28 protein-coding genes are annotated in these 19,173 nt (G+C 65.4%); 3 read left to right on the plus strand and 25 right to left on the minus strand.

Annotated elements, in window-relative coordinates; translation table 11 throughout:
- Positions 1–48: 48 nt before the first annotated feature.
- The 10 genes from EJI00_RS19435 to EJI00_RS19480 form a co-directional block, all read right to left on the minus strand.
- Positions 49–1,401 (minus strand): HAMP domain-containing sensor histidine kinase, encoded by a 1,353-nt coding sequence (locus EJI00_RS19435; RefSeq protein ID WP_260590783.1) that lies wholly within the window; start codon positions 1,399–1,401, stop codon positions 49–51.
- 38 nt (positions 1,402–1,439) lie between these two features.
- Positions 1,440–2,141, minus strand: coding sequence for a response regulator transcription factor (locus tag EJI00_RS19440; protein WP_165442118.1), 702 nt, complete (start codon positions 2,139–2,141; stop codon positions 1,440–1,442).
- A 118-nt stretch (positions 2,142–2,259) separates the two neighbouring features.
- Positions 2,260–2,652, minus strand: coding sequence for a DUF4260 domain-containing protein (locus EJI00_RS19445; RefSeq protein WP_260590784.1), 393 nt, complete (start codon positions 2,650–2,652; stop codon positions 2,260–2,262).
- A 94-nt stretch (positions 2,653–2,746) separates the two neighbouring features.
- The gene (locus tag EJI00_RS19450; protein WP_126749134.1) at positions 2,747–3,214 is read right to left on the minus strand and encodes a Spy/CpxP family protein refolding chaperone; all 468 of its coding nucleotides are present in this window, start codon (positions 3,212–3,214) and stop codon (positions 2,747–2,749) included.
- Between the two features lie 42 nt (positions 3,215–3,256).
- Positions 3,257–3,628, minus strand: a complete 372-nt coding sequence (locus tag EJI00_RS19455) for a DUF4148 domain-containing protein (protein ID WP_126749135.1) — start codon at positions 3,626–3,628, stop codon at positions 3,257–3,259.
- A 225-nt stretch (positions 3,629–3,853) separates the two neighbouring features.
- The gene (gene ptsP, locus EJI00_RS19460) at positions 3,854–5,647 is read right to left on the minus strand and encodes a phosphoenolpyruvate--protein phosphotransferase (RefSeq protein WP_126749136.1); all 1,794 of its coding nucleotides are present in this window, start codon (positions 5,645–5,647) and stop codon (positions 3,854–3,856) included.
- Complete coding sequence (locus EJI00_RS19465) at positions 5,644–5,913, minus strand: HPr family phosphocarrier protein (protein WP_126749137.1); 270 nt, start codon at positions 5,911–5,913, stop codon at positions 5,644–5,646. Before EJI00_RS19465 ends, ptsP begins: the two co-directional genes overlap by 4 nt.
- Positions 5,882–6,337: a PTS sugar transporter subunit IIA gene (locus EJI00_RS19470; protein WP_126749138.1), complete on the minus strand. Its 456-nt coding sequence runs from the start codon at positions 6,335–6,337 to the stop codon at positions 5,882–5,884. Before EJI00_RS19470 ends, EJI00_RS19465 begins: the two co-directional genes overlap by 32 nt.
- Positions 6,334–7,602 (minus strand): MFS transporter, encoded by a 1,269-nt coding sequence (locus EJI00_RS19475; RefSeq protein WP_126749153.1) that lies wholly within the window; start codon positions 7,600–7,602, stop codon positions 6,334–6,336. Before EJI00_RS19475 ends, EJI00_RS19470 begins: the two co-directional genes overlap by 4 nt.
- A 14-nt stretch (positions 7,603–7,616) precedes the next feature.
- Complete coding sequence (locus tag EJI00_RS19480; RefSeq protein WP_126749139.1) at positions 7,617–8,162, minus strand: hypothetical protein; 546 nt, start codon at positions 8,160–8,162, stop codon at positions 7,617–7,619.
- Between the two features lie 90 nt (positions 8,163–8,252).
- Between EJI00_RS19480 and EJI00_RS19485 the strand changes: the two genes are divergently transcribed.
- On the plus strand, positions 8,253–8,750 hold the full coding sequence (locus EJI00_RS19485; protein WP_126749140.1) for a TlpA disulfide reductase family protein: 498 nt from the start codon (positions 8,253–8,255) through the stop codon (positions 8,748–8,750).
- Positions 8,751–8,753: 3 nt separating this feature from the next.
- Here EJI00_RS19485 and EJI00_RS19490 read toward each other — a convergent pair whose 3' ends face one another.
- Complete coding sequence (locus tag EJI00_RS19490; protein ID WP_126749141.1) at positions 8,754–9,200, minus strand: c-type cytochrome; 447 nt, start codon at positions 9,198–9,200, stop codon at positions 8,754–8,756.
- A gap of 156 nt (positions 9,201–9,356) precedes the next feature.
- Here EJI00_RS19490 and EJI00_RS19495 point away from each other — a divergent pair, with 156 nt between their 5' ends.
- Complete coding sequence (locus EJI00_RS19495) at positions 9,357–10,070, plus strand: cytochrome b/b6 domain-containing protein (protein WP_126749142.1); 714 nt, start codon at positions 9,357–9,359, stop codon at positions 10,068–10,070.
- On the plus strand, positions 10,067–10,654 hold the full coding sequence (locus EJI00_RS19500; RefSeq protein WP_126749143.1) for a GNAT family N-acetyltransferase: 588 nt from the start codon (positions 10,067–10,069) through the stop codon (positions 10,652–10,654). Before EJI00_RS19495 ends, EJI00_RS19500 begins: the two co-directional genes overlap by 4 nt.
- A 4-nt stretch (positions 10,655–10,658) precedes the next feature.
- On the opposite strand, the gene EJI00_RS19505 is transcribed toward EJI00_RS19500, so the two are convergent.
- From EJI00_RS19505 to rpsJ, 14 genes are all read right to left on the minus strand, one after another.
- On the minus strand, positions 10,659–11,165 hold the full coding sequence (locus EJI00_RS19505; RefSeq protein ID WP_126749144.1) for a peroxiredoxin: 507 nt from the start codon (positions 11,163–11,165) through the stop codon (positions 10,659–10,661).
- A 95-nt stretch (positions 11,166–11,260) separates the two neighbouring features.
- Positions 11,261–11,530 (minus strand): 30S ribosomal protein S17, encoded by a 270-nt coding sequence (rpsQ, locus tag EJI00_RS19510; RefSeq protein WP_015867662.1) that lies wholly within the window; start codon positions 11,528–11,530, stop codon positions 11,261–11,263.
- Between the two features lie 9 nt (positions 11,531–11,539).
- Positions 11,540–11,749, minus strand: a complete 210-nt coding sequence (gene rpmC / locus EJI00_RS19515; RefSeq protein ID WP_026284221.1) for a 50S ribosomal protein L29 — start codon at positions 11,747–11,749, stop codon at positions 11,540–11,542.
- Between the two features lie 55 nt (positions 11,750–11,804).
- Positions 11,805–12,221, minus strand: a complete 417-nt coding sequence (gene rplP, locus EJI00_RS19520) for a 50S ribosomal protein L16 (protein WP_007838137.1) — start codon at positions 12,219–12,221, stop codon at positions 11,805–11,807.
- 28 nt (positions 12,222–12,249) lie between these two features.
- Complete coding sequence (rpsC, locus tag EJI00_RS19525) at positions 12,250–13,176, minus strand: 30S ribosomal protein S3 (RefSeq protein ID WP_028259872.1); 927 nt, start codon at positions 13,174–13,176, stop codon at positions 12,250–12,252.
- 17 nt (positions 13,177–13,193) lie between these two features.
- A complete protein-coding gene (gene rplV / locus EJI00_RS19530) occupies positions 13,194–13,526 on the minus strand; it encodes a 50S ribosomal protein L22 (protein ID WP_007838134.1) in 333 nt (110 codons plus the stop codon).
- Between the two features lie 9 nt (positions 13,527–13,535).
- Positions 13,536–13,814, minus strand: coding sequence for a 30S ribosomal protein S19 (gene rpsS / locus EJI00_RS19535; protein ID WP_007838132.1), 279 nt, complete (start codon positions 13,812–13,814; stop codon positions 13,536–13,538).
- A 10-nt stretch (positions 13,815–13,824) separates the two neighbouring features.
- On the minus strand, positions 13,825–14,649 hold the full coding sequence (rplB, locus tag EJI00_RS19540; protein ID WP_015867666.1) for a 50S ribosomal protein L2: 825 nt from the start codon (positions 14,647–14,649) through the stop codon (positions 13,825–13,827).
- A gap of 2 nt (positions 14,650–14,651) precedes the next feature.
- A complete protein-coding gene (gene rplW / locus EJI00_RS19545; RefSeq protein WP_007838129.1) occupies positions 14,652–14,987 on the minus strand; it encodes a 50S ribosomal protein L23 in 336 nt (111 codons plus the stop codon).
- A complete protein-coding gene (gene rplD / locus EJI00_RS19550; RefSeq protein ID WP_028259871.1) occupies positions 14,984–15,604 on the minus strand; it encodes a 50S ribosomal protein L4 in 621 nt (206 codons plus the stop codon). The genes rplW and rplD overlap by 4 nt, the downstream gene beginning before the upstream one ends.
- A complete protein-coding gene (gene rplC, locus EJI00_RS19555) occupies positions 15,604–16,284 on the minus strand; it encodes a 50S ribosomal protein L3 (RefSeq protein WP_126749145.1) in 681 nt (226 codons plus the stop codon). The genes rplD and rplC overlap by 1 nt, the downstream gene beginning before the upstream one ends.
- 243 nt (positions 16,285–16,527) lie before the next feature.
- Positions 16,528–17,070 carry a hypothetical protein gene (locus tag EJI00_RS19560; protein WP_126749146.1) on the minus strand — a complete coding sequence of 181 codons (543 nt, stop codon included), beginning with the start codon at positions 17,068–17,070 and terminating at the stop codon, positions 16,528–16,530.
- A gap of 14 nt (positions 17,071–17,084) precedes the next feature.
- Positions 17,085–18,689: a hypothetical protein gene (locus tag EJI00_RS19565; RefSeq protein ID WP_126749154.1), complete on the minus strand. Its 1,605-nt coding sequence runs from the start codon at positions 18,687–18,689 to the stop codon at positions 17,085–17,087.
- Between the two features lie 152 nt (positions 18,690–18,841).
- The gene (rpsJ, locus tag EJI00_RS19570; protein WP_007838118.1) at positions 18,842–19,156 is read right to left on the minus strand and encodes a 30S ribosomal protein S10; all 315 of its coding nucleotides are present in this window, start codon (positions 19,154–19,156) and stop codon (positions 18,842–18,844) included.
- Positions 19,157–19,173 lie beyond the last annotated feature (17 nt).

Consider the following 19,173-nt stretch of genomic DNA (forward strand, 5'->3'; position numbering starts at 1 on the left):
TTCGCCCCGCTTGGTAGCGCAGGCGACACCAAAGATGCCGTGCGCGAACTAGAGCCGGACGACGATCTGCAGACCCGGATGCGCGTTGCGCACGGTCAAGGTGCCGCCGTGCGCTTCGGCAATCAGCCGGCACAGGTACATGCCCAGCCCGACACCGCCCGTGGCCCGCGCCCGCGCGCCGTCGGTGCGGTAGAACGGCTCGGTGAGCCGCTCGACCTGCGCTTCGTCGACGCCGGGCCCGTAGTCCCGCACCTCGAGCTCCACGCCCTGCACCTTGCCGTCCACCACGGCCCGCAGCGACACGCACGGCGGCCGCGGCGCACCGGTGCTGTAGCGCAAGGCGTTGTCCAGCAGGTTGCGCACCAGCAGGCGAATGCGCATGCGGTCGATGCCATGCGGCGGCAGGCCTTCCGCCAGGTCGAGATGCACGTTCTGCGCGCCGGCCATTTCGGCCACGATTTCGCGCACCAGCACGGCCAGGTCGACGGGCTCGCGCTGCAGCGCCACATGCGGGCTTGCGAGGCGCTCGCTTTCGAGCAGGTCGCTGATCAGGTCGCGCATCTCGTTCAGGTCGCGCAGAAGCGCCTCGCGCTCGGCCGCCCCCTCAGGCGTGGCCGGCAGCAGCTCGGCATTGAGCCGGGCGCGCGTGAGCGGCGAACGCAGTTCGTGGCTGAGCGCGAGCAACAGGCCGCGCTTGGCGTCGAGCATGGCCTGGATGTCGTCGGCCATGGTGTTGATGCGCTCCGCAAGGTCGCCAAGGTCGTCGTTGCGGCGCACGGGAATGGGCTGCGTGAACTCGCCGCGGCCGAAGCGCTGCGCGCCCTCGCGGATATCGATCAGCGGCCGCAGCAGGCGGCTCACATAGGCATAGCCCAGCACCACGAGCAGCAGCAGCGCGCCGAGCGTGGCCCAGGCCACGGCACGCGGGGCGAGCTTCCAGAGCTTGGGCGCCCAGCCGAAGATCACGCGGTGGCCATCGGCCGTGGGGCGGATGAACCACTTGTCGTTCCACGGCTCCTCGTCGCGGTCGTGCATCCAGCCGCCGCGGCCGTTGCTGCCGCCGGGGTTGGAGTCCCAGTTGACCGTGGGCCCCACGATGCGGATGGTGATGGGCAGCCGGGCCACCAGCGCCTGCGCGCGCGCAATGTCGGGCGGCGTGCCGATCTCGGCGACGAGCCGGTCGGCATAGTCCACCAGCATCGGCTTGGCGGCCTCGGCCCATCCGGTGGAGAAGGACCTCTTCATGCCCCCCATGAACACCACGGCCATGACCAGCGCCAGCAGCACGAACATCATCACGAGCCGGATGCGCAGCGACCGGCGCCAGCGGCGCTTGCCCTGCACCTTCTCGTGCCACTGCTCGTGCCACTGCCTGTGCAGCTCCGCGCGGCGGCATCTCATTTCATGCCACGCATTGCGCCAGCCTCTCCGGCGAGTTCTCATGCGGGCTCGCTGCGCGCCACGGCCAGGGCATAACCGGCGTTGCGAAGCGTCTTGATGCAGTCCAGCGGCTCGAGCTTCTTGCGCAAGCGGCTCACCACGATGTCGACCGCGCGCGTGTAGAGCTCGGCTTCGTGGCCGCGAAGCCGGTTCAGGATGTCGTCGCGGCTGAACACCTTGCCGGGCTCGGCCGCGAGCAGCGCAAGCAGTTCGAACTCGGTGCCGGTCAGTTCCACGCGCTCGCCGTGGCGAAGCACCTGGCGCCGGTCGAGGTCGATCGACAGGCCGTCGAACACGCGGTGCTGCGCGCCGTTGCCATTAGGCGCAGCAGGCGTCGTGCTGCGCTGGCGCCGCAGGATGGTCTGCACGCGCGCCACCAGTTCGCGCGGCTCGAAGGGCTTGGGCACGTAGTCGTCGGCGCCAAGCTCCAGGCCGACCACCCGGTCCATCACCTCGCCGCGCGCGGTGAGCATCACGATGGGAATGTCGTTTTCCTTGCGGATCTCGCGGCACAGTGCAAAGCCGTCCATCTCGGGGAGCATCACGTCGAGGATCGCCGCGTCGTAGTGGCCCGCACGCAGCATGGCCAGCCCTTCGCTCGGGCGGGCGGCACTTTCGAGCGTGCAGCCGAAGCGTGCGAAGTAGGTGGTCAGCGGCGCGGCGAGGTGTTCGTCGTCGTCGATCAGCAGGATGCGCGGCATGGCGGGATTGTGCCTCCTGGCGAACAATTGGCTGACGATCAGGCCTGCGGGCATCGCACCGCCGCTGTCGTCGTTTCTGTTTGCATTGCCAGCGGTGGTGCGCGCCATCGTGTGGGCCTCACCACGGATCGGCCCGCCCGATGCGGCCCAGGTGCGTGGCGCCAAAGTCGGAGCCGTACTTGAGCCCGTAGCCGAGCGCCCGGTCCAGGCCGATGTGCGCGCACCAGATCAGGCCGCCGGCCACGGCCCATGGCATCGCGGCCAGCACACCGAGCACCAGCAACGCCACCGCGCCGGCGTACGAATGGGCCGCGTTGTAGAGCGCCGCGCCCACGCGCGGGCCCGCAACGTACCCGAGCACCGCGAGGTCGGGCGCGAGCAGCAACAGCGCGAACATGCCCCAGCCCGCGCCGAACTGCGCGTAGGCCGCCACCGCCGCGGCCAGCACGACCGCGCCTTCTAACCGCAGCAGCGTGCGCACGCCGCCCGAAACCGCCTGTTCGCGAGACACCGCGGAACCAGCTTCGCCGGCCCACAGATGCAGCCACTTGGAAGGAGCTTGGCGAGGCGACACGAAGTGCGTGAAGAGCGAGGGTGAATCAAGCTCAGCCACGATGGCCCCAACGGCGGCCGCCGCGATCCATGAAGTCGCGCACCTTCTGTTGCTGCGCGGCGTTCAGGCTGTCGAAGAAATCAGCGGCGGCGGCGATGATTTCCGGACTGCCGTTGCGCACGGCCGTGGTCTTCTCGTCGACGAGCCGCGCCGCACCGGCCTGGTCGAGCTTGTTGCCCGCAAACAGCGCCTTGAACTGCGAACGCGGATCTCCCGCGCCGCCTGCGCCGCGCATGGCTTGGCGCTGCGCCTGCAGCTTCTCGGCCAGCACGGTGAGCTTCTGCTTTTGCGTGGCATCGAGTTCCAGCTTGCTGCCGACACGCTCGACTATCTTGGTGCGGAACTCGGCGCTGTCGCCGCTGCCCCAGCCGTGCCGGTGGCCGGCGCAGCCGGCAATGCTGCCAGCCACGACTGCAAGGCCGGCAAAACCGAAGAGAGTGCGTTTGATCCAGTGTTTCATGATGTTCCTTGCGGGCCCCAGGGGATGCCCAGCGGCGGGGTCTTAAAGCTTGTTGCTGTTGCCGGCGGCTGCGGCACGCGCATCGAGCGGGTTCTGCAGGGTGGAGATGACCTTGCTGTTCACGCGCGAGCCCGAGGTCACGTTCTGGTCGGGTGCAGCGGCGGTGCGCATGGCTTCGAAGACAACGCCGGCGCGGTCCCTCGACGTGGCCATGGTCTCGGCGCCGCGCGAGCCGCGCACCACGTTCTGGTCGGGTGCCGAAGCCGTGCGCACCGCTTCGGCGTTGACTTCGGCGCGGCTCTTGGCCGAGGCGAGCGGCTGGACGCCTTCGTAGGTTTCAGCCTTGGCGCCGGCGGCGGCGAGCAAAGCGAAGGAGCCGACAGTGACGATCTGGGTGAGGGAGAGAGCTTTCATGATCAGGCCTTTCTGTTGTGGAAGAGGAGACCTGATGGTGCTTGCCGCGGCGCGACAAGTCCTTTCACCGGAGTTTCGGCATGTTTCGTTATGTTTCGCTAAAGGATTGGCTCGCCCCCAGGCTTCGCGCACTTCGTGTCGCTTCTCCCTCCCCCTACCGGGGGCAACACCAGAGGCCCGGCAAAGCCGGTTCCTCGGTGTTTCTGGAGGAAGACCGCGCGCGGCTCAGCCTGCCAAGGCCGCTCCCGGGTCGTCCGACTCGAGCACGCCCTTGGCCCAGGCTTCGAGCTTGCCGGTGTCGGCGCGCAGCACTTCCTGCTTGACCGCGAGGATGCGCGAGGGATGCATCGAGAAGCTGCGCAATCCAAGCCCGAGCAGGAGCCGCGTGAAGGCCACGTCGCCGGCCATTTCGCCGCACACGGCCACGCCCTTGCCTTGGCTGCGGCATTCGGCAATCGTGTCGGCCACGAGCTTCAGCACTGCCGGGTGGGCAGGGTCGTAGAGATGGGCCACGGCCTCGTCGGCGCGGTCGATGGCCAGCGTGTACTGGATCAGGTCGTTGGTGCCGATCGACAAAAAGTCGAAGTACTTGAGAAAGGTCTTGAGCGTGAGCGCGGCGGCGGGAATCTCGATCATCGCGCCGAGCTTGACCTTGCCGTACACGGCGCCGCGGTTGTCGAGCTCGGTGCGCGCAAATTCGATCAGCGAGAGCGTCTGGCGGATCTCGCTGGCATGCGCGAGCATCGGGATCAGCAGGTGGATTTCGCCGTGCGCCGCCGCACGAAGAATGGCGCGCAGCTGCGTGAGGAACATCGCCGGATCGGCCAGGCTCCAGCGAATGGCACGCAAGCCCAGTGCGGGGTTCAGGTGCTCCTGCTTGATGCCCGCCTTGCCGTCGAGCGGCTTGTCGGCGCCCACGTCGATGGTGCGAATGGTGACCGGCATGCCCTGCATGCCCTCGACCGCGCGCTTGTAAGCTTGGTATTGCTCTTCTTCGTCGGGCAGGCGGGTCTGGCGCTGCGACTCGCGGCCCATGAAAAGAAACTCGCTGCGAAACAGCCCGACACCGACCGCCCCGGCCTTCATGGCGCCCACGGTGTCCTCGGGCATCTCGATGTTGGCGAGCAGCTCGACGCGCTGGCCGTCGAGGGTCACCGCGGGCTTGTGGCGCAGGCGCGCGAGCCGGCCGCGCTCGAGGTCGCCCTGGCGCTGCTTGAAGCCGTACTCCGCCAGGATGATGGGCGAAGGATCGACGATCACCACGCCGGCATCGCCGTCGATGATCACCCAATCGTCCTGGCGCACCAGCTGGCTCGCGGTGCGCGCGCCCACCACGGCCGGAATGTCCATGCTGCGCGCGACGATGGCCGTGTGCGAGGTGCGCCCGCCCACGTCGGTCACGAAACCGGCGAACACGCTCTTCTTGAACTGGAGCATGTCGGCCGGTGACAGGTCGTGCGCAATCAGCACCAGCGGCGCGTCGATGCCGTCGCCCGCGGTCGGGTCGTCGTCGTCCTCGGCGGCGGGGCGCTTGCGGCGCGGCGGGCTCGGCGCGAGCACCGCGGCCGTGCCCTTCATGCGGTGCAGCAGCCGCTCGACCACCTGTTCGAGGTCGGCCTTGCGCTCGCGCAGGTACTCGTCCTCCATCTCGTCGAACTGGCGCGCGATGATTTCGAGCTGCGTGGTCAGCGCCCACTCGGCGTTGTAGAGGCGGTCGGTAATCCAGTGCTTCACGCCACCGGTGAGCGCCTCGTCCTGCAGCAGCATCTGGTGCACTTCGAGCAGGGCCGCAAGCTCGTGCGGCGCGTCGTTGGGGCCCATCTGCGCGACGCTGGTCTGCAGCTTGGCGAGCTCGTCGGCCACCGCGTTGCGCGCCGTACGGACGCGATCGATCTCGGTCTCGATCTCTTCGGGCTTGATGAAGTAGTGGGCCACGTCGATGCGGCTCGACACCACCAGCACCGCGCGGCCGATGGCAATGCCACGGGCGACGGGGAGACCGTGGACTGCGAAGGTCATTCGCCTTCGCCGAACTTGTCGTTCATCAGCTGGACGATGGCGTCCATGGCCTCTTCCTCCTGCTCGCCGTTGGTTTCGAGCTCGACCGTGGAGCCGAGCCCGGCGGCGAGCATCATGACGCCCATGATGCTCTTGGCATTGATGCGGCGGTCGCCGCGCGAGAGCCACACCTCGCAGGGAAAGCTGCCTGCGAGCTTGGTGAGCTTGGCGGATGCGCGTGCATGCAAGCCCAGCTTATTGCTGATGGTCACGGATTTCTTGATCACTGTGCTTTCTCTTCGCCTGGTTCTGGGGTGCGGCCACCGCCACCTGCATGACACCGGCCGTGCCGCCCGCGATGGCGCGCTGCACCAGCGTTTCGAGCGGCTCGTGGCGATAGGTTACCGCCCGCAGCAGCATCGGCAGGTTGACGCCCGCCACCAGCCGCGAGCGGACGCCGTCCACCAGCTTCTGGGCCACGTTGCAGGGCGTTGCGCCGAATACGTCGGCCAGCACCAGCACCTGCGAGCGCGGGGTATTGAGCTGCTGCTCGAGCGTGATGCGGGCCGCGGCCAGCGTTTCTTCGGGCGACACGTTGGGCAGCACGTCGAGAGCGACCACGGCTTGCTCGCAATCGGGGAACACATGCAACGCGCACCGCCGCAGCGCCTGCGCGAACGGTGAGTGGGCAATGATGAGAATGCTGTTCATGCGGGTCCGGGAACTACGCGCCGATTATGCGGGGGCGCCCAAAGGAAGTAGGTATACGACATAACGCAGCAGGCCAGGAAAACGGCCAAGGCCGCGCGGAAGGAGTCGACGGTGTCGAGCCCGGCGCGGGCAAACAGGTCGATCAGCAGGCCGATGCCCCACTGCACGACGAATACACCCGCAAAAACCACCAGGTTGTAGGCCGACAGCGCGCGCCCCGCGAGGGCGGGTGGCAGGGCAAGTGCCACGGCGGGCTGGGCCAGCGTGACCACCGTGGAAATGCACAGAAAGCAGATCCACGCGACGGTGCCCGCGGCGGGGCCAGCTATCAAAACAAGAGCAAGTGCGAGCATCGCGAGCGGCATGCCCCAAGTCAAAAGCCGGGTCGCCGGAATGCCGCGATGCGCGAGCCTTGGGTTGGTCACGCCCCAGAGCCAGTAGGTGGCCAGCAGCGCGATGCTGATCCAGAACAGGGCACCGGCCGCCTCTTGCGGCGTGTAGCCGGCCACGCGGGTGAGCCAGGGCACCACCCAAAGGGTCTGCATGGCGACGAAGCCGCCGTAGTTGAAGAAACCGACCGGCGCGAGCTTGCGGAAAAACGGGTCGCGCCACACGGCGGCGTATCCGCCTTGCGCCGATTCACTGCCGTTCCCCGCCGCCTTGCTTGGATCGGCGGCGCTCTCGCCATGCCAGGCGGGCGCAGCCCAGGCAATCAGCGCCATCGACACCACGATGCCCGCCGCCAGCAGCCAGAACAGCGGCCGCCAGCCCAGCAGCGGCATCAGCCAGTGCACCGGCAGCGTGGCGCCGACGAGGCCGAAGGAGCCCACCATCAGCATCCACGAGTTGCTGCGCAGCTGCATTGGCGGGGTCAGCCAGCGGCGGTAGCCGGTGAGCGGCGCCATCAGGCAGGCGCTCACGCCGACCCCGGTCAGCACGCGCGCGGCGAGCAGCAGCGGGAAATTGGTCGCCGCGGAAAACAGCAGGCAGCCGATGACCGCGACGGCGAGGAAGCAGACGATCACCCGCTTGGGGCCGTGCCGGTCAAGCCAGGTGCCCATGGGAAGCTGCGTGAACGCAAACCCCAGGAAGTAGCCGCCGGCCAGCAGGCCGAGATCGCGCGACTCGAGTTCGAACTCGGCGGTGAGCGTCGGCGAGAGCGTGGCGGTGATGGCACGCACCAGCGTCGAGAAAAAGTAGGCGACGGCAAAGGCCAGGAAAACGGTGGCAATCCGCCGCCGTCCGGCGAGCAGGCCGCCGTTCAGGGAGCTCGTGGCGTTCACGGAAGACGCAGGCCGTCGAAAAAGGTCGTCGCCGCGTCGGGCGCGGTGGGCCGCCCAAGCACCGTGGCCTGGTAGAGCGAAACGCGGCCGTCTTTTTGCGATTGGGCAAACCAGAGGACGTGGACGGGGGCCGCGCCCTGCTGCGGGGGCTGGGCGTCGAGCCTTACCGGCGCGGGCGCCGCTGTGGCGCGTTTCAGTGTTGCTGGCGCTTCCGTCACCTGCGCATTGCCCAACTGGCTCCGGGTGGCCGCGCGCCATGCCGTGAGCCAGGTCTCGGCCTGCTCGGGACTGTCGGCGGATGCATGGGCAATGGCAAAGGTCGCGCCGCCCGCTTCGCAGCCTGCCATATCGACCTGGACGGACTCGGCGCCAAGGGGCAAGGCGCGTTGGGCGCGATCTGGCTTGCAGGGCAGCAGCGCGACCAGGCCGGCATCGGCAATCGGCGTCTCGCGCCAATTGAAGGTCGGGCTGCAGGCGGCAAGCGCAACGGCGGCGGTGGCTGCAAACAGCGCAGGCCAGGGGCGGGGAACGGGCGACGGCATCGGAGAGCGATTATCGAGCCGCCCGAGGCAAGCTCCAGCGCGATCGGCCCGGCGGAACTAAAATCGTGCCGCCCTCCTCTTTCAGTAGCCATGAAAAAATACATCGCCGCCGCAGCAGTCGTCCTTGCAATGGCCGCCGGCGTGGGCGTGTACTTCGGCTCCGGCGCCACGGCGGCACCGGCATCGACCTTCGTGCTTCTGGACGGCAGCAAGAAGAGCACCGACGACCTGAAGGGCAAGGTCACCCTGGTCAACTTCTGGGCCACGAGTTGCGTGACCTGCGTGGCCGAGATGCCGAAGGTCATTGCGACCTATGACAAATACAAGTCAAAGGGTTACGACACGCTGGCCGTGGCCATGAGCTACGACCCGCCGAGCTACGTCGTCAACTTTGCCGAAACGCGCAAGCTGCCGTTCAAGGTGGCCATCGACAACACCGGCAGCGTGGCGCAGGCCTGGGGGGACGTGAGGCTCACGCCCACCACCTACCTGGTCAACAAGAAGGGCGAAATCGTGAAGCGCTATGTGGGCGAGCCCGATTTCGCCGAGCTCCACAAGCTGATCGAGAAACTGCTCGCGGAGGCCTGAAGCTCACTGGTTGCGGAAGCTGTCGTGGCACGCCTTGCAGCTGCCGGCGGTGGCGCCGAACTGGGCCTTGAGCGCGTCGATATTGCCGGCCTTGGCGGCGACCGCCAGCTTTCCGGTTTCGGCAACCATCTTGTCCTGGTGTTCCTTGAACTTGGCGGTTTCCTTCCAGACCTCGGGCTTGCTCTTGCCGCCCTCGGTACCGGCGCCGAAGGCTGCCCAAGGCAGCTTGGCCATTTCGGCCACGATGTCGGCATTGGCCGCTGCGGCCGCCGCGTCGAACGGAACACGCCCATTGGCCATGGCGCCGATGCGGCTGAAATGCTGGCCCATCACGAACAGCGCGCTCTGGCGGTACTTGATGGCATCCTCAGGCTTTGCGAACTGGGCCGAGGCCGGCAGGGAAATCGCGGCGCAGACAGCGGCCAGCGCAAACGAAGCAAGTCGAATCATCGGGGGTCCTTGTAGTTGGTTCCGCGCCATCGAAAGCGGCGCCGCGCCGAGTGTAGGGGCGGCCTTGCCGCCTGCATAGCAACAACCCGATGCATGCGGCGGCCCAGACTTTGCTAATCTGCGCCTTCCGCAGTTTTTGCGCACTTTTCCTCTTCGATGACCGACTCCTCCGTGGCCGCCATGCGTGCCGCAGCGCCTGACACCCCTGTGCGGGCGCGCATCTGGGATCTGCCAACGCGTGTTTTTCACTGGGCATTGAGCGGTGCAGTCATCGGCCTGATCGGCACCGGACTTGGCGGCGTCATGGAATGGCACTTCCGCCTGGGCTACGTTGTGCTCGCCCTGCTGATGTTTCGCCTGCTGTGGGGCTTCGTGGGCGGACGCTGGTCGCGCTTTGCCTCGTTCTTCTACGGGCCGGGGTCCGTCATCGCCTATCTTCGCGGGCGGGCCCATCCGGACCACGTGATCGGCCACACACCGCTTGGCGCCCTCTCGGTCTTTGCCGTTCTCGCGGTGCTGGCTCTTCAGGTTGCCACCGGGCTGGTGGCGGACGATGAGATTTCCGCGGCAGGCCCGCTCACGCGCTTTGTGTCGGGCGAGATGGTGAGCCTTGCAACCGGCTGGCACAAGGCACAGGGAAAAACGATCGTGATCGCGCTGGTCAGCCTCCATGTGCTGGCGGTGCTGTTCTATGTGTTGGTCAAGCGGCATCGGCTGGTGCGGCCCATGGTGTCGGGCGACAAGCTGATCAGGCCGGCCGGCGGCCAGGTGGCACCCAGCCGGGACGACGCCGCCTCCCGTGGGCTCGCGCTGGTTCTGTTCGCGGTGTGCGCGGGCGTGGCGTATTGGGTTGCATCGCTGCGCATATGAGCTTTTCGGTTTCACGCCCCCTGCCGCTGGCCGACACGCCGGCCGTCGTGCTCCTCGCGCCCGACGAAGCCGATGAGCTCGATGCGGCACGCGCGATCTTTCGCGACTACGCGGCTTCGCTGGGCATCGACCTGTGCTTCCAGAATTTCGAAGAAGAAGTTGCCACGCTTCCGGGCGATTACGCGGAGCCGCGCGGTGCACTGCTGCTGGCCCTGGTCGACGCGGCTCATATCAAGGAAGCGGCGGGACAACAGGCGCCCACTCTGATGCGCCCCAACGGAACGCTGGCGCACGTGGCCGGCTGCTGCGCCCTGCGCCCGCTCGACAATGCCGACTACGCGAATGCCGCCGAAATGAAGCGCCTGTTCGTGCGGCCCGGCTTTCGCGGACTGGGTGTCGGCCGCCAGTTGGCCGAAGCCATCTTGGACGCGGCGCGCGGCGCGGGTTATGCCTGCGTGCTGCTCGACACGCTGGACGATATGGAATCGGCCCGGGCGCTCTATGAAGACCTGGGCTTCGAGGAAGTGCCGCCCTACTATCACAACCCGATTGCGGGCGCGCACTACCTCAAGGTCGATCTCTAGTTGCTCAGCCGCGGGCTTGCGCCAGCAGCGTCTCGGCGTTGCTGACCTCGAACTTGCCCGGCGCTTCAACGTTGAGCGCCGCGACCTTGCCATCCTTCACGAGCATCGAATAGCGGTTGCTGCGCAGGCCCATGCCGCGGGCGGTCAGGTCGAGCGTGAGGCCGGTCGCCTTGGCGAAATCGGCGCTGCCGTCGGCCAGCATGCGCACCTTGGTGCCGGTCTTCTGGTCCCGCGCCCAGGCGCCCATCACGAATGCGTCGTTCACGCTCACGCACCAGATCTCGTCCACGCCGGCGGCCTTGAAATCGTCGAAGTGCTGCACATAGCCGGGCACGTGCTTGGCCGAGCAGGTGGGCGTGAAGGCGCCCGGCAGCGCGAACAGCGCAATGGTCTTGCCGGCCGTGGCCTTGCTCACGTCCACCGGGTTCGGGCCGATGCTGCAGCCTTCGCCCTCGACCTCGGAATATTCCTGCAGGGTTGCCGAAGGAAGGGTGTCGCCGACTTTGATCATCTAGATGCTCCTGAAAAAGAAAAACGGCCCACATTGTGGGCCGTTTCGGTTTGGGTTGCCTTCAAGAAGGCTTCCCGATGCAGATCAACCAGCGATCAGACCAGCACGGCCTTCTCGACCAGACGGGTCACGACCCAGTTCTTGGTCTTCGAGATCGGACGGCTTTCCGTGATCTCGATGGTGTCGCCCAGCTTGTACTCGCCCTTTTCGTCATGGGCGTGGTACTTGCTCGTCTTGGCCACGATCTTGCCGTAGAGCTCGTGCTTCACACGGCGCTCAACCAGCACGGTCACGGTCTTGGCACGCTTGTCGCTGACCACCTTGCCGATCAAGGTGCGCTTGAGGGATTTTTTAGCTTCCGTCATGTTCACTCCTTACTTGGCGGCTTGGGTTTCTTGCTGCTTCTGAGCAAGAATGGTCTTGGCGCGCGCGATGTCGCGGCGCGTCACGCGCAGCGTCGAGGTGTTCGACAGCTGCTGCGTGGCTTTCTGCATGCGCAGACCGAAATGGGCCTTCTGCAGGTCCTTGATTTCAGCTTGCAGGCCTGCGACGTCCTTCGTGCGCAGGGTTGCAGCCTTGGTCACCTTGGCCGGAGCCGCGGTTTCTTTTTTCTTACGTGTTGCCATGGATGTTCTCCTCTCAGGCGCCGAGCTGGCGAGCGACGAACGTCGTACGCAGCGGAAGCTTGGCGGCGGCCAGGCGGAACGCTTCGCGGGCGAGTTCTTCGGGCACGCCGACGATCTCGAACACGATCTTGCCAGGCTGGATTTCAGCGACGTAGTACTCGGGGTTGCCCTTACCGTTACCCATCCGCACTTCGGCGGGCTTGGTAGAGATCGGCTTGTCCGGGAACACGCGGATCCAGATACGGCCACCGCGCTTCACGTGACGCGAAATCGCGCGGCGAGCGGCTTCGATCTGGCGCGCCGTGAGGCGGCCGCGGTCGGTGCATTTGAGACCGAAGTCACCGAACGCAACCGAGTTACCCGTGGTTGCGATGCCGGTGTTGCGGCCCTTTTGTTCCTTGCGGAACTTTCTGCGTGCAGGTTGCAGCATTTTTAATACTCCGTAGTTCTAAGACCGATCACTCGGTCTTGGCACCGTCAGCTGCTGCAGCTGGCGCGGCTTTGCGGACGCGCTTAACGGCGGGTTTCGAGTCTGCACCCGGAGCAGCGGGGGCTGCGCCAGTAGCTTCTGCGGGCTTGTCGCTGCCGTCGGCCGGTGCGGTGTTGCCACCGATCGGGCCACGGGCACCGGCGCGAGGGCCGGGACCACGACGGTCGCTACCCGGACGGTCGCCACCCGGGCGGCCATCACGGCGGGGACCACGCGGACGACGCTCTTCATCGGGACGCGGCGTTTCGACGGCCGGCAGGTCGTTACGACCCAGCGTGTCGCCCTTGTAGACCCAGACCTTGACGCCGATGACGCCGTAGGTGGTCTTGGCTTCCGAGGTGCCGTAGTCGATGTCGGCGCGCAGCGTGTGGAGGGGCACGCGGCCTTCGCGATACCACTCGGTACGAGCAATTTCGATGCCGTTCAGGCGGCCAGCCGACATGATCTTGATGCCTTGGGCACCCAGACGCATGGCGTTCTGCATGGCGCGCTTCATGGCGCGGCGGAACATGATCCGCTTTTCGAGCTGCTGCGTGATGCTGTCGGCGATCAGCTGGGCATCGATTTCGGGCTTGCGCACTTCTTCGATGTTCACTGCGACCGGCACGCCGAGCTGCTTGCCCAGTTCGCGCTTGAGGTTCTCGATGTCTTCGCCCTTCTTGCCGATCACGACGCCCGGACGAGCCGAGTAGATCGTGATGCGTGCGTTCTTGGCGGGACGCTCGATCATGACGCGCGACACCGAAGCGTTCTTCAGCTTCTTCTTCAGGTATTCGCGAACCTTGATGTCTTCGGCCAGCATGCCCGCGAAATCGCGGTCGCTTGCGTACCAGCGGCTGGACCAGTTACGGGTAACCGCAAGGCGGAAGCCGGTCGGATGGATTTTCTGTCCCATATTTCTTCCAGGCGTTCTTAGTTGCCAACCGTCACGTACACGTGGCACGTGGGCTTGCTGATGCGGTTACCGCGACCCTTGGCTCGCGCGGTGAAGCGCTTGAGCGTTGCGCCCTGTTCGACGTAGATGGTCTTGACCTTCAGTTCGTCGATATCGGCGCCATCGTTGTGCTCGGCGTTGGCAATTGCCGACTCGAGCACCTTCTTGATGATCACAGCGGCTTTTTTCTGCGTGAATTGCAGAACGTTGAGCGCTTGATCAACCTTCTTGCCGCGGATCAGGTCAGCGACCAGACGGCCCTTGTCGACCGAGAGGCGGACACCGCGGAGGACTGCACGTGTTTCAGACATGGTCGTTCCTTACTTCTTCTGGACTTTCTTGTCCGCGGGGTGCCCCTTGAACGTGCGCGTGAGCGCAAATTCGCCGAGCTTGTGGCCGACCATCTGATCGGTAATGTAGACAGGCACGTGCTGCTTGCCGTTGTGCACGGCAATGGTCAGGCCGATGAACTCGGGCAGAACCATCGAGCGGCGCGACCAGGTCTTGATCGGCTTCTTGTCCTTCGTCGTCACGGCCTTGTCGGCCTTGGCCACGAGGTGATGGTCAACAAACGGACCCTTTTTGAGAGAGCGAGTCATTTGCTATCCCTTACTTCTTGCGGCGCGACACGATGAAGACCTGCGTGCGCTTGTTGTTACGGGTACGGTAGCCCTTGGTCAGGTTGCCCCACGGGTCGACAGGATGGCGGCCTTCGCCGGTCTTGCCTTCGCCACCACCGTGCGGGTGGTCGACCGGGTTCATCACCACGCCGCGAACGGTCGGGCGAATACCCATGTGACGCTTCACACCGGCCTTGCCGAGTTGGCGCAGACTGTGCTCTTCGTTTGCGACTTCACCAATGGTGGCGCGGCATTCGATGTGGATGCGGCGCACCTCACCCGAACGCATGCGGACCTGGGCGTAGACGCCTTCGCGAGCCAGCAGCGTGGCCGACGTGCCGGCCGAACGCGCGATCTGCGCACCCTTGCCGGGCTGCAGTTCGATGCAGTGGATCGTCGAGCCGACCGGAATGTTGCGGATCGGCAGTGTGTTGCCGGCGCGGATCGGGGCTTCCGAACCGCTCAGCAGCGTTGCACCGGCTTCAAGACCGCGCGGGGCGATGATGTAGCGGCGCTCGCCGTCGGCGTAGCAGACCAGGGCAATGTGGGCGGTGCGGTTCGGGTCGTATTCGATGCGTTCGACCTTGGCCGGGATGCCGTCCTTGTTGCGCACGAAGTCGACAACGCGGTAGTGGTGCTTGGCACCGCCGCCACGATGACGGATCGTGATGTGGCCGTTGTTGTTGCGGCCGGCCTTCTGGAACTGGGGCTCCAGCAGAGGCGCGTGAGGAGCACCCTTGAACAGGTGGTCCCGCGAAATCTTCACCGCGCCGCGTTGGCCCGGCGAAGTGGGTTTCATCTTGATGACGGCCATGATTAAGCGCCTTCCCCGACGAGGTTGAGCTCTTGACCGGGCTTCAGGGTCACATAGGCCTTGCGAACGTTGTCGCGGCGGCCGATGGACTTGCCAAAGCGCTTGGTCTTGCCCTTGGTGTTGAGCACCGACACGCCCTGGACTTCGACCTTGAACATCAGTTCGACAGCGGCCTTGATCTCGGGCTTGGTGGCGTCTTGCAGCACCTTGAAAGTGACAGCGTTCGACTTCTCGCCGACCATCGTGGCCTTTTCGGACACGATCGGGGCGACCAGCACCGCCATCAGGCGGCCTTCTTCGAACGTACGTTCAGCGGCGGTAGGGTTCACGCGGCTCATGCGAACATCTCCTTGAGCTTGTCGACGGCACCCTTGGTGACCAGCACCTTCTTGTAGTGAACCAGCGACACCGGATCGGCGTAGCGGGGTTCGACCACGAGAACGTTCACCAAATTGCGCGAGGCAAGGTACAGGTTTTCGTCGACTTCTTCGGCGATCACGAGCACGGACTCGAGATTCATTGCCTTGAAACGGGCTGCCAGCGGCTTCGTCTTGGGCGAATCCACAGTCAGCGAATCCACCACGGCCAGACGGCCTTCGCGAGCGAGCTGCGAGAAGATGGCGGCCATGCCGGCGCGGTACATCTTCTTGTTGATCTTCTGCGAGAAGTTTTCGTCAGGCATGTTCGGGAAAATCCGGCCACCCCCGCGCCACAGCGGCGAGGACGTCATACCGGCGCGGGCGCGGCCCGTTCCCTTTTGCTTGAAAGGCTTCTTGGTCGAGTGCTTGACCTGCTCGCGGTCCTTCTGGGCGCGCGTGCCTTGGCGGGCGTTGGCCTGGAACGCAACGACGATCTGGTGCACCAGGTCTTCGTTGTAGTCACGGCCGAACACGGTCTCGGGGGCGTCGTACTTCGACGCGGCCTGGCCTTGTTCGTTCAGGAGTTCGAGTTGCATTACTTCGCTCCTTCAGCCGCTTGCGGCTTGGCCTTGATGGCGGGACGCACGGTGACGAAGCCACCCTTTGCGCCCGGGATCGCGCCCTTGATGAGCAGCAGTTGACGCGCTTCGTCGATGCGGAACACATCGAGGTTCTGCGTCGTCTTGGTGACGTCGCCGAGGTGGCCCGTCATGCGCTTGCCGGGGAATACGCGACCGGGGTCTTGTGCCATGCCGATCGAGCCGGGAACGTTGTGCGAACGGCTGTTACCGTGCGACGCGCGTTGCGAGCTCATGTTGTGGCGCTTGATGGTACCGGCGTAGCCCTTACCGATCGAGGTGCCTTGCACGTCGACCTTCTGGCCCACGGAGAACACGCTGCTCGCGGCAATGACGCCGCCAGCCTTGTGCTGACCTGCGGTATCGGCGGTCACACGGAATTCGCGGATGATTTCACCAGCTTCGACACCCGCCTTGGCGAGGTGGCCGGCTTGGGGCTTGGTCACGCGCGAAGCCTTGCGCGAACCGAACGTCACTTGCAGCGCGACGTAGCCGTCGGCCTCTTGCGACTTGATCTGGGTCACACGGTTGTTGGACACATCCACCACCGTGACAGGAACTGCGTCCCCGTCATCGGTGAAGAGACGCATCATCCCCACCTTGCGGCCCAGCAACCCGAGGGAGTTGCTCAGACTCATTTGTTTTCTCCAAAAATGGATCCTCTTTCGCCGCTGTCACTTCAATTGGCAACAGCGTTTAGCCGATCGCCCGAAGGCTTCCCGGCTTGCGGAAGAAGGTTGATAAATCTCCGCACTCACGGCATCCATACGGACGCAACAAGGGCAGAGCCAGCGATTATAGCCCGCTATGCGGGCACTATGCAAGCAGCGTTGCACGGCGGTCCAAGGGGGCTTTTTGCCCCGGTTCAGGCCGTTTTTTGCTTATTTCACAGGCATCGTGATGATGCTGTCGCCGTCCGGCGTGGACTTCATTTCACCGGTGGACTTGAGAGTTGGCGCCACCGCGCCGGTCTGGACGGGGATCGAAACAGCGCTCGAGGCGCCGTCCTGGGTGATGAACACATTGAGGTAGGCCAAGCCTTCGGCCTCGCTCACCACGGCAACCGTGGCCGTGGACCGCTTGCCCGCGGGCAGCGCGAGCGTGCTGCTTCCCTGGAGGGTGAGGCCGCTATCGGCAACCAGTCGGACCGTCGCACCGTCCGTTGCAGTCACGCCATCGAATTGCAGAACCACAACCGTGGCGCGGCCCAACTGCGGGGTCGACTCCAGGCGGTACTGAAGCTTGACCCCGGAGCTGCCGGGCTTTTGCGGCGCCGTCGTCAGGGGGGCGCTGCGCTGCTGCATGGCCGGATGCTTGTGCTTGGCGATGCGCATTCCAGGCTCGCCATCTGCCGCGGCCGGCGCCGAGAGCGTCGCCAGAGCAAGGCATGCCGCTGCCATCAAGGAAGTCGAACGGTTGTTCATGGCGGCCTTTCCTGCTACTGGACAGAGACGTTGAAGCATGTCTGCGCTCCGGAATTGTTGAGGTCCGATACGGCTAGAACGTACTCGCCCGACGGCAGGCTGACGGTGCTGCTTTCCCGGGCAATCAATCCGCCACTGAAGATGTCGAAATCGGGGCTCGCGCCAGATGGCCCCCCGTCGATGACGATCTGGTAGCTGCGGCTGGCCGGGGCTGTGAAGCGAAGGTAGGAAAAGCTGCCGTGCTTGTTGTCGCTGCCGGCCGTGTTGGAAACGCAAGCCTGCGTCGGACTGCCAACCACGAGGGGCCTGTACATGGGCAGCGTGATCGCGATTCCGCCATCGTTCGTCTCCGCACCTCCGTACGGGTCGTTGTTAGCCGCGTTGATGCCTTGCCCCGCGAGCAGCGTGGCCAGCGATGCGGCGCTCGCCGGCGCCGCTGCATTGAAAGCAGCGGCGAACGGATGAATCGACGTGACCGCGGCGCCGCTCCTGAACTGAGCGCTGGTCAGCGTGTCGTGGATGGGCTTGAAGCCGACCTGCTGGTTGAGATTCCAGAAAACGGACTGGATGGACGGCTCGCGGAACCAGCCCGGCGTCGTTGCAGCACCTGCGACAAGGTCGATGTTGCTGCTGAACTGCGCTGCCGACTGCTGCGGACCACCCGAGTCGACATAGTTCCGGCGCTCGAGCGCGATGCCCGACCAAGCGTTGCCCCAGCCTTCGGAGAAGGCCAACCTGCGATCGAGGAGTTGGCTCTGCGAATGAGGGCCGCCCATCGAGTCGTCACGACTGAAGGCGGATTGGTAGTAGTGCCCCCATTCATGCGCAACGACCGAAGCATCGTATTCATCGGTATCTACGTCTTCCTTGCCCAGCACATAGATCTCGCGACCGCTGCTTCTGCTGATGAAGAACGTGGTGCCGATTCGGCCCGTCGCGGGATCGAAAAGACCGGAAGACGGTGCGTTATTGGCGCTCCAGAACACGCGCAATGCCGGAAAAGCCGCCGCGGGCGCCACCGACACCACCTTCTGCATCGAGGTGTAGACCGTGTCCAGGATGGCGAAAGGCGCCGCCACCCGGTCTTCGGTGTAGCTCGAACCACCCCAGCCCGAAGGCGCATGAAGGTCGCGCACCAGCGCCGTGCTGCCCGATGAGAATGTCGGGCTTTGCATGGAATACAACGCGCTGGACCGGGTGTTGTCTCGCACCGTCACGTCCCAGCTCGGACCCGGGCCGCTGCGTGACAGCTGCGCCTTGACGCGTACCGCAAGCGCCGTGTTCGCGGGAACGGCCACAGAATAGTTGCCGTTGTCGTCGGTGGTTGCCGTGGCCAGTTGCGCGGCAGTATCCCCGTTGAGCACTTCCACCACGGCGCCGCGCACGGGCCTTGGTGCGGAGCTGGCATAAACAAGGGTGCCGCTCGGGTTCGGCACGGATTCATAAGTGGCCTTGCCGCTCAGCGTGACCGCGCCCGCCGATGGGGGGCTGATAGGCAGGAACGGAATACCGCCACCCCCTCCACCGCCACCGCCACCGCCACCACCGCAGCCGACCAGCAACGCTGCTGCTGCGATACATGCCATCGCACCCGACGCCAAAGAGTTGCCGTGTCTCATGCTGTACTGCCTTCGTCTCAGATCGGCCGACGTATCGGCCGAGGAAGGCCGCCGCCTTGGCGAGGATGCCACATCTGCGCGACAAAAAACAAAGCCCGACTGCATTTCTGCAGTCGGGCTTTGTCACAAGATGCGGCACGGGGCCGCATTACTTATTGCAGCTTGATTTCGACGTCCACGCCGGCCGGCAGGTCGAGCTTCATCAGCGCGTCCACGGTCTTGTCGGTGGGGTCGACGATGTCCATCAGGCGCTGGTGCGTGCGGATCTCGAGCTGGTCGCGCGACGTCTTGTTGACGTGCGGCGAACGCAGGATGTCGAAACGCTTCATGCGGGTCGGCAGGGGCACGGGGCCCTTGACGATCGCGCCGGTGCGCTTGGCGGTATCGACGATTTCAGCTGCCGACTGGTCGATCAGCTTGTAGTCGAACGCCTTCAGGCGGATGCGGATTTTTTGCTTGGTAGCCATGATGATTCCTTTGCGTC

This window comes from Variovorax sp. DXTD-1, from assembly GCF_003984625.1.
Classification (GTDB): Bacteria; Pseudomonadota; Gammaproteobacteria; order Burkholderiales; family Burkholderiaceae_C; genus Variovorax.

What these genes read in the sequence shown, in the direction of transcription:
- EJI00_RS19435 (WP_260590783.1), bottom strand. Translation starts at nt 1,401, where the DNA reads ATGAGATGCCGCCGCGCGGAGCTGCACAGGCAGTGGCACGAGCAGTGG.
- EJI00_RS19440 (WP_165442118.1), bottom strand. Translation starts at nt 2,141, where the DNA reads ATGCCGCGCATCCTGCTGATCGACGACGACGAACACCTCGCCGCGCCG.
- EJI00_RS19450 (WP_126749134.1), bottom strand. Translation starts at nt 3,214, where the DNA reads ATGAAACACTGGATCAAACGCACTCTCTTCGGTTTTGCCGGCCTTGCA.
- EJI00_RS19455 (WP_126749135.1), bottom strand. Translation starts at nt 3,628, where the DNA reads ATGAAAGCTCTCTCCCTCACCCAGATCGTCACTGTCGGCTCCTTCGCT.
- ptsP (WP_126749136.1), bottom strand. Translation starts at nt 5,647, where the DNA reads ATGACCTTCGCAGTCCACGGTCTCCCCGTCGCCCGTGGCATTGCCATC.
- EJI00_RS19470 (WP_126749138.1), bottom strand. Translation starts at nt 6,337, where the DNA reads ATGAACAGCATTCTCATCATTGCCCACTCACCGTTCGCGCAGGCGCTG.
- EJI00_RS19480 (WP_126749139.1), bottom strand. Translation starts at nt 8,162, where the DNA reads ATGCCGTCGCCCGTTCCCCGCCCCTGGCCTGCGCTGTTTGCAGCCACC.
- EJI00_RS19485 (WP_126749140.1), top strand. Translation starts at nt 8,253, where the DNA reads ATGAAAAAATACATCGCCGCCGCAGCAGTCGTCCTTGCAATGGCCGCC.
- EJI00_RS19490 (WP_126749141.1), bottom strand. Translation starts at nt 9,200, where the DNA reads ATGATTCGACTTGCTTCGTTTGCGCTGGCCGCTGTCTGCGCCGCGATT.
- EJI00_RS19495 (WP_126749142.1), top strand. Translation starts at nt 9,357, where the DNA reads ATGACCGACTCCTCCGTGGCCGCCATGCGTGCCGCAGCGCCTGACACC.
- EJI00_RS19500 (WP_126749143.1), top strand. Translation starts at nt 10,067, where the DNA reads ATGAGCTTTTCGGTTTCACGCCCCCTGCCGCTGGCCGACACGCCGGCC.
- EJI00_RS19505 (WP_126749144.1), bottom strand. Translation starts at nt 11,165, where the DNA reads ATGATCAAAGTCGGCGACACCCTTCCTTCGGCAACCCTGCAGGAATAT.
- rpsQ (WP_015867662.1), bottom strand. Translation starts at nt 11,530, where the DNA reads ATGACGGAAGCTAAAAAATCCCTCAAGCGCACCTTGATCGGCAAGGTG.
- rplP (WP_007838137.1), bottom strand. Translation starts at nt 12,221, where the DNA reads ATGCTGCAACCTGCACGCAGAAAGTTCCGCAAGGAACAAAAGGGCCGC.
- rpsC (WP_028259872.1), bottom strand. Translation starts at nt 13,176, where the DNA reads ATGGGACAGAAAATCCATCCGACCGGCTTCCGCCTTGCGGTTACCCGT.
- rplV (WP_007838134.1), bottom strand. Translation starts at nt 13,526, where the DNA reads ATGTCTGAAACACGTGCAGTCCTCCGCGGTGTCCGCCTCTCGGTCGAC.
- rpsS (WP_007838132.1), bottom strand. Translation starts at nt 13,814, where the DNA reads ATGACTCGCTCTCTCAAAAAGGGTCCGTTTGTTGACCATCACCTCGTG.
- rplB (WP_015867666.1), bottom strand. Translation starts at nt 14,649, where the DNA reads ATGGCCGTCATCAAGATGAAACCCACTTCGCCGGGCCAACGCGGCGCG.
- rplW (WP_007838129.1), bottom strand. Translation starts at nt 14,987, where the DNA reads ATGAGCCGCGTGAACCCTACCGCCGCTGAACGTACGTTCGAAGAAGGC.
- rplD (WP_028259871.1), bottom strand. Translation starts at nt 15,604, where the DNA reads ATGCAACTCGAACTCCTGAACGAACAAGGCCAGGCCGCGTCGAAGTAC.
- rplC (WP_126749145.1), bottom strand. Translation starts at nt 16,284, where the DNA reads ATGAGTCTGAGCAACTCCCTCGGGTTGCTGGGCCGCAAGGTGGGGATG.
- EJI00_RS19560 (WP_126749146.1), bottom strand. Translation starts at nt 17,070, where the DNA reads ATGAACAACCGTTCGACTTCCTTGATGGCAGCGGCATGCCTTGCTCTG.
- EJI00_RS19565 (WP_126749154.1), bottom strand. Translation starts at nt 18,689, where the DNA reads ATGAGACACGGCAACTCTTTGGCGTCGGGTGCGATGGCATGTATCGCA.
- rpsJ (WP_007838118.1), bottom strand. Translation starts at nt 19,156, where the DNA reads ATGGCTACCAAGCAAAAAATCCGCATCCGCCTGAAGGCGTTCGACTAC.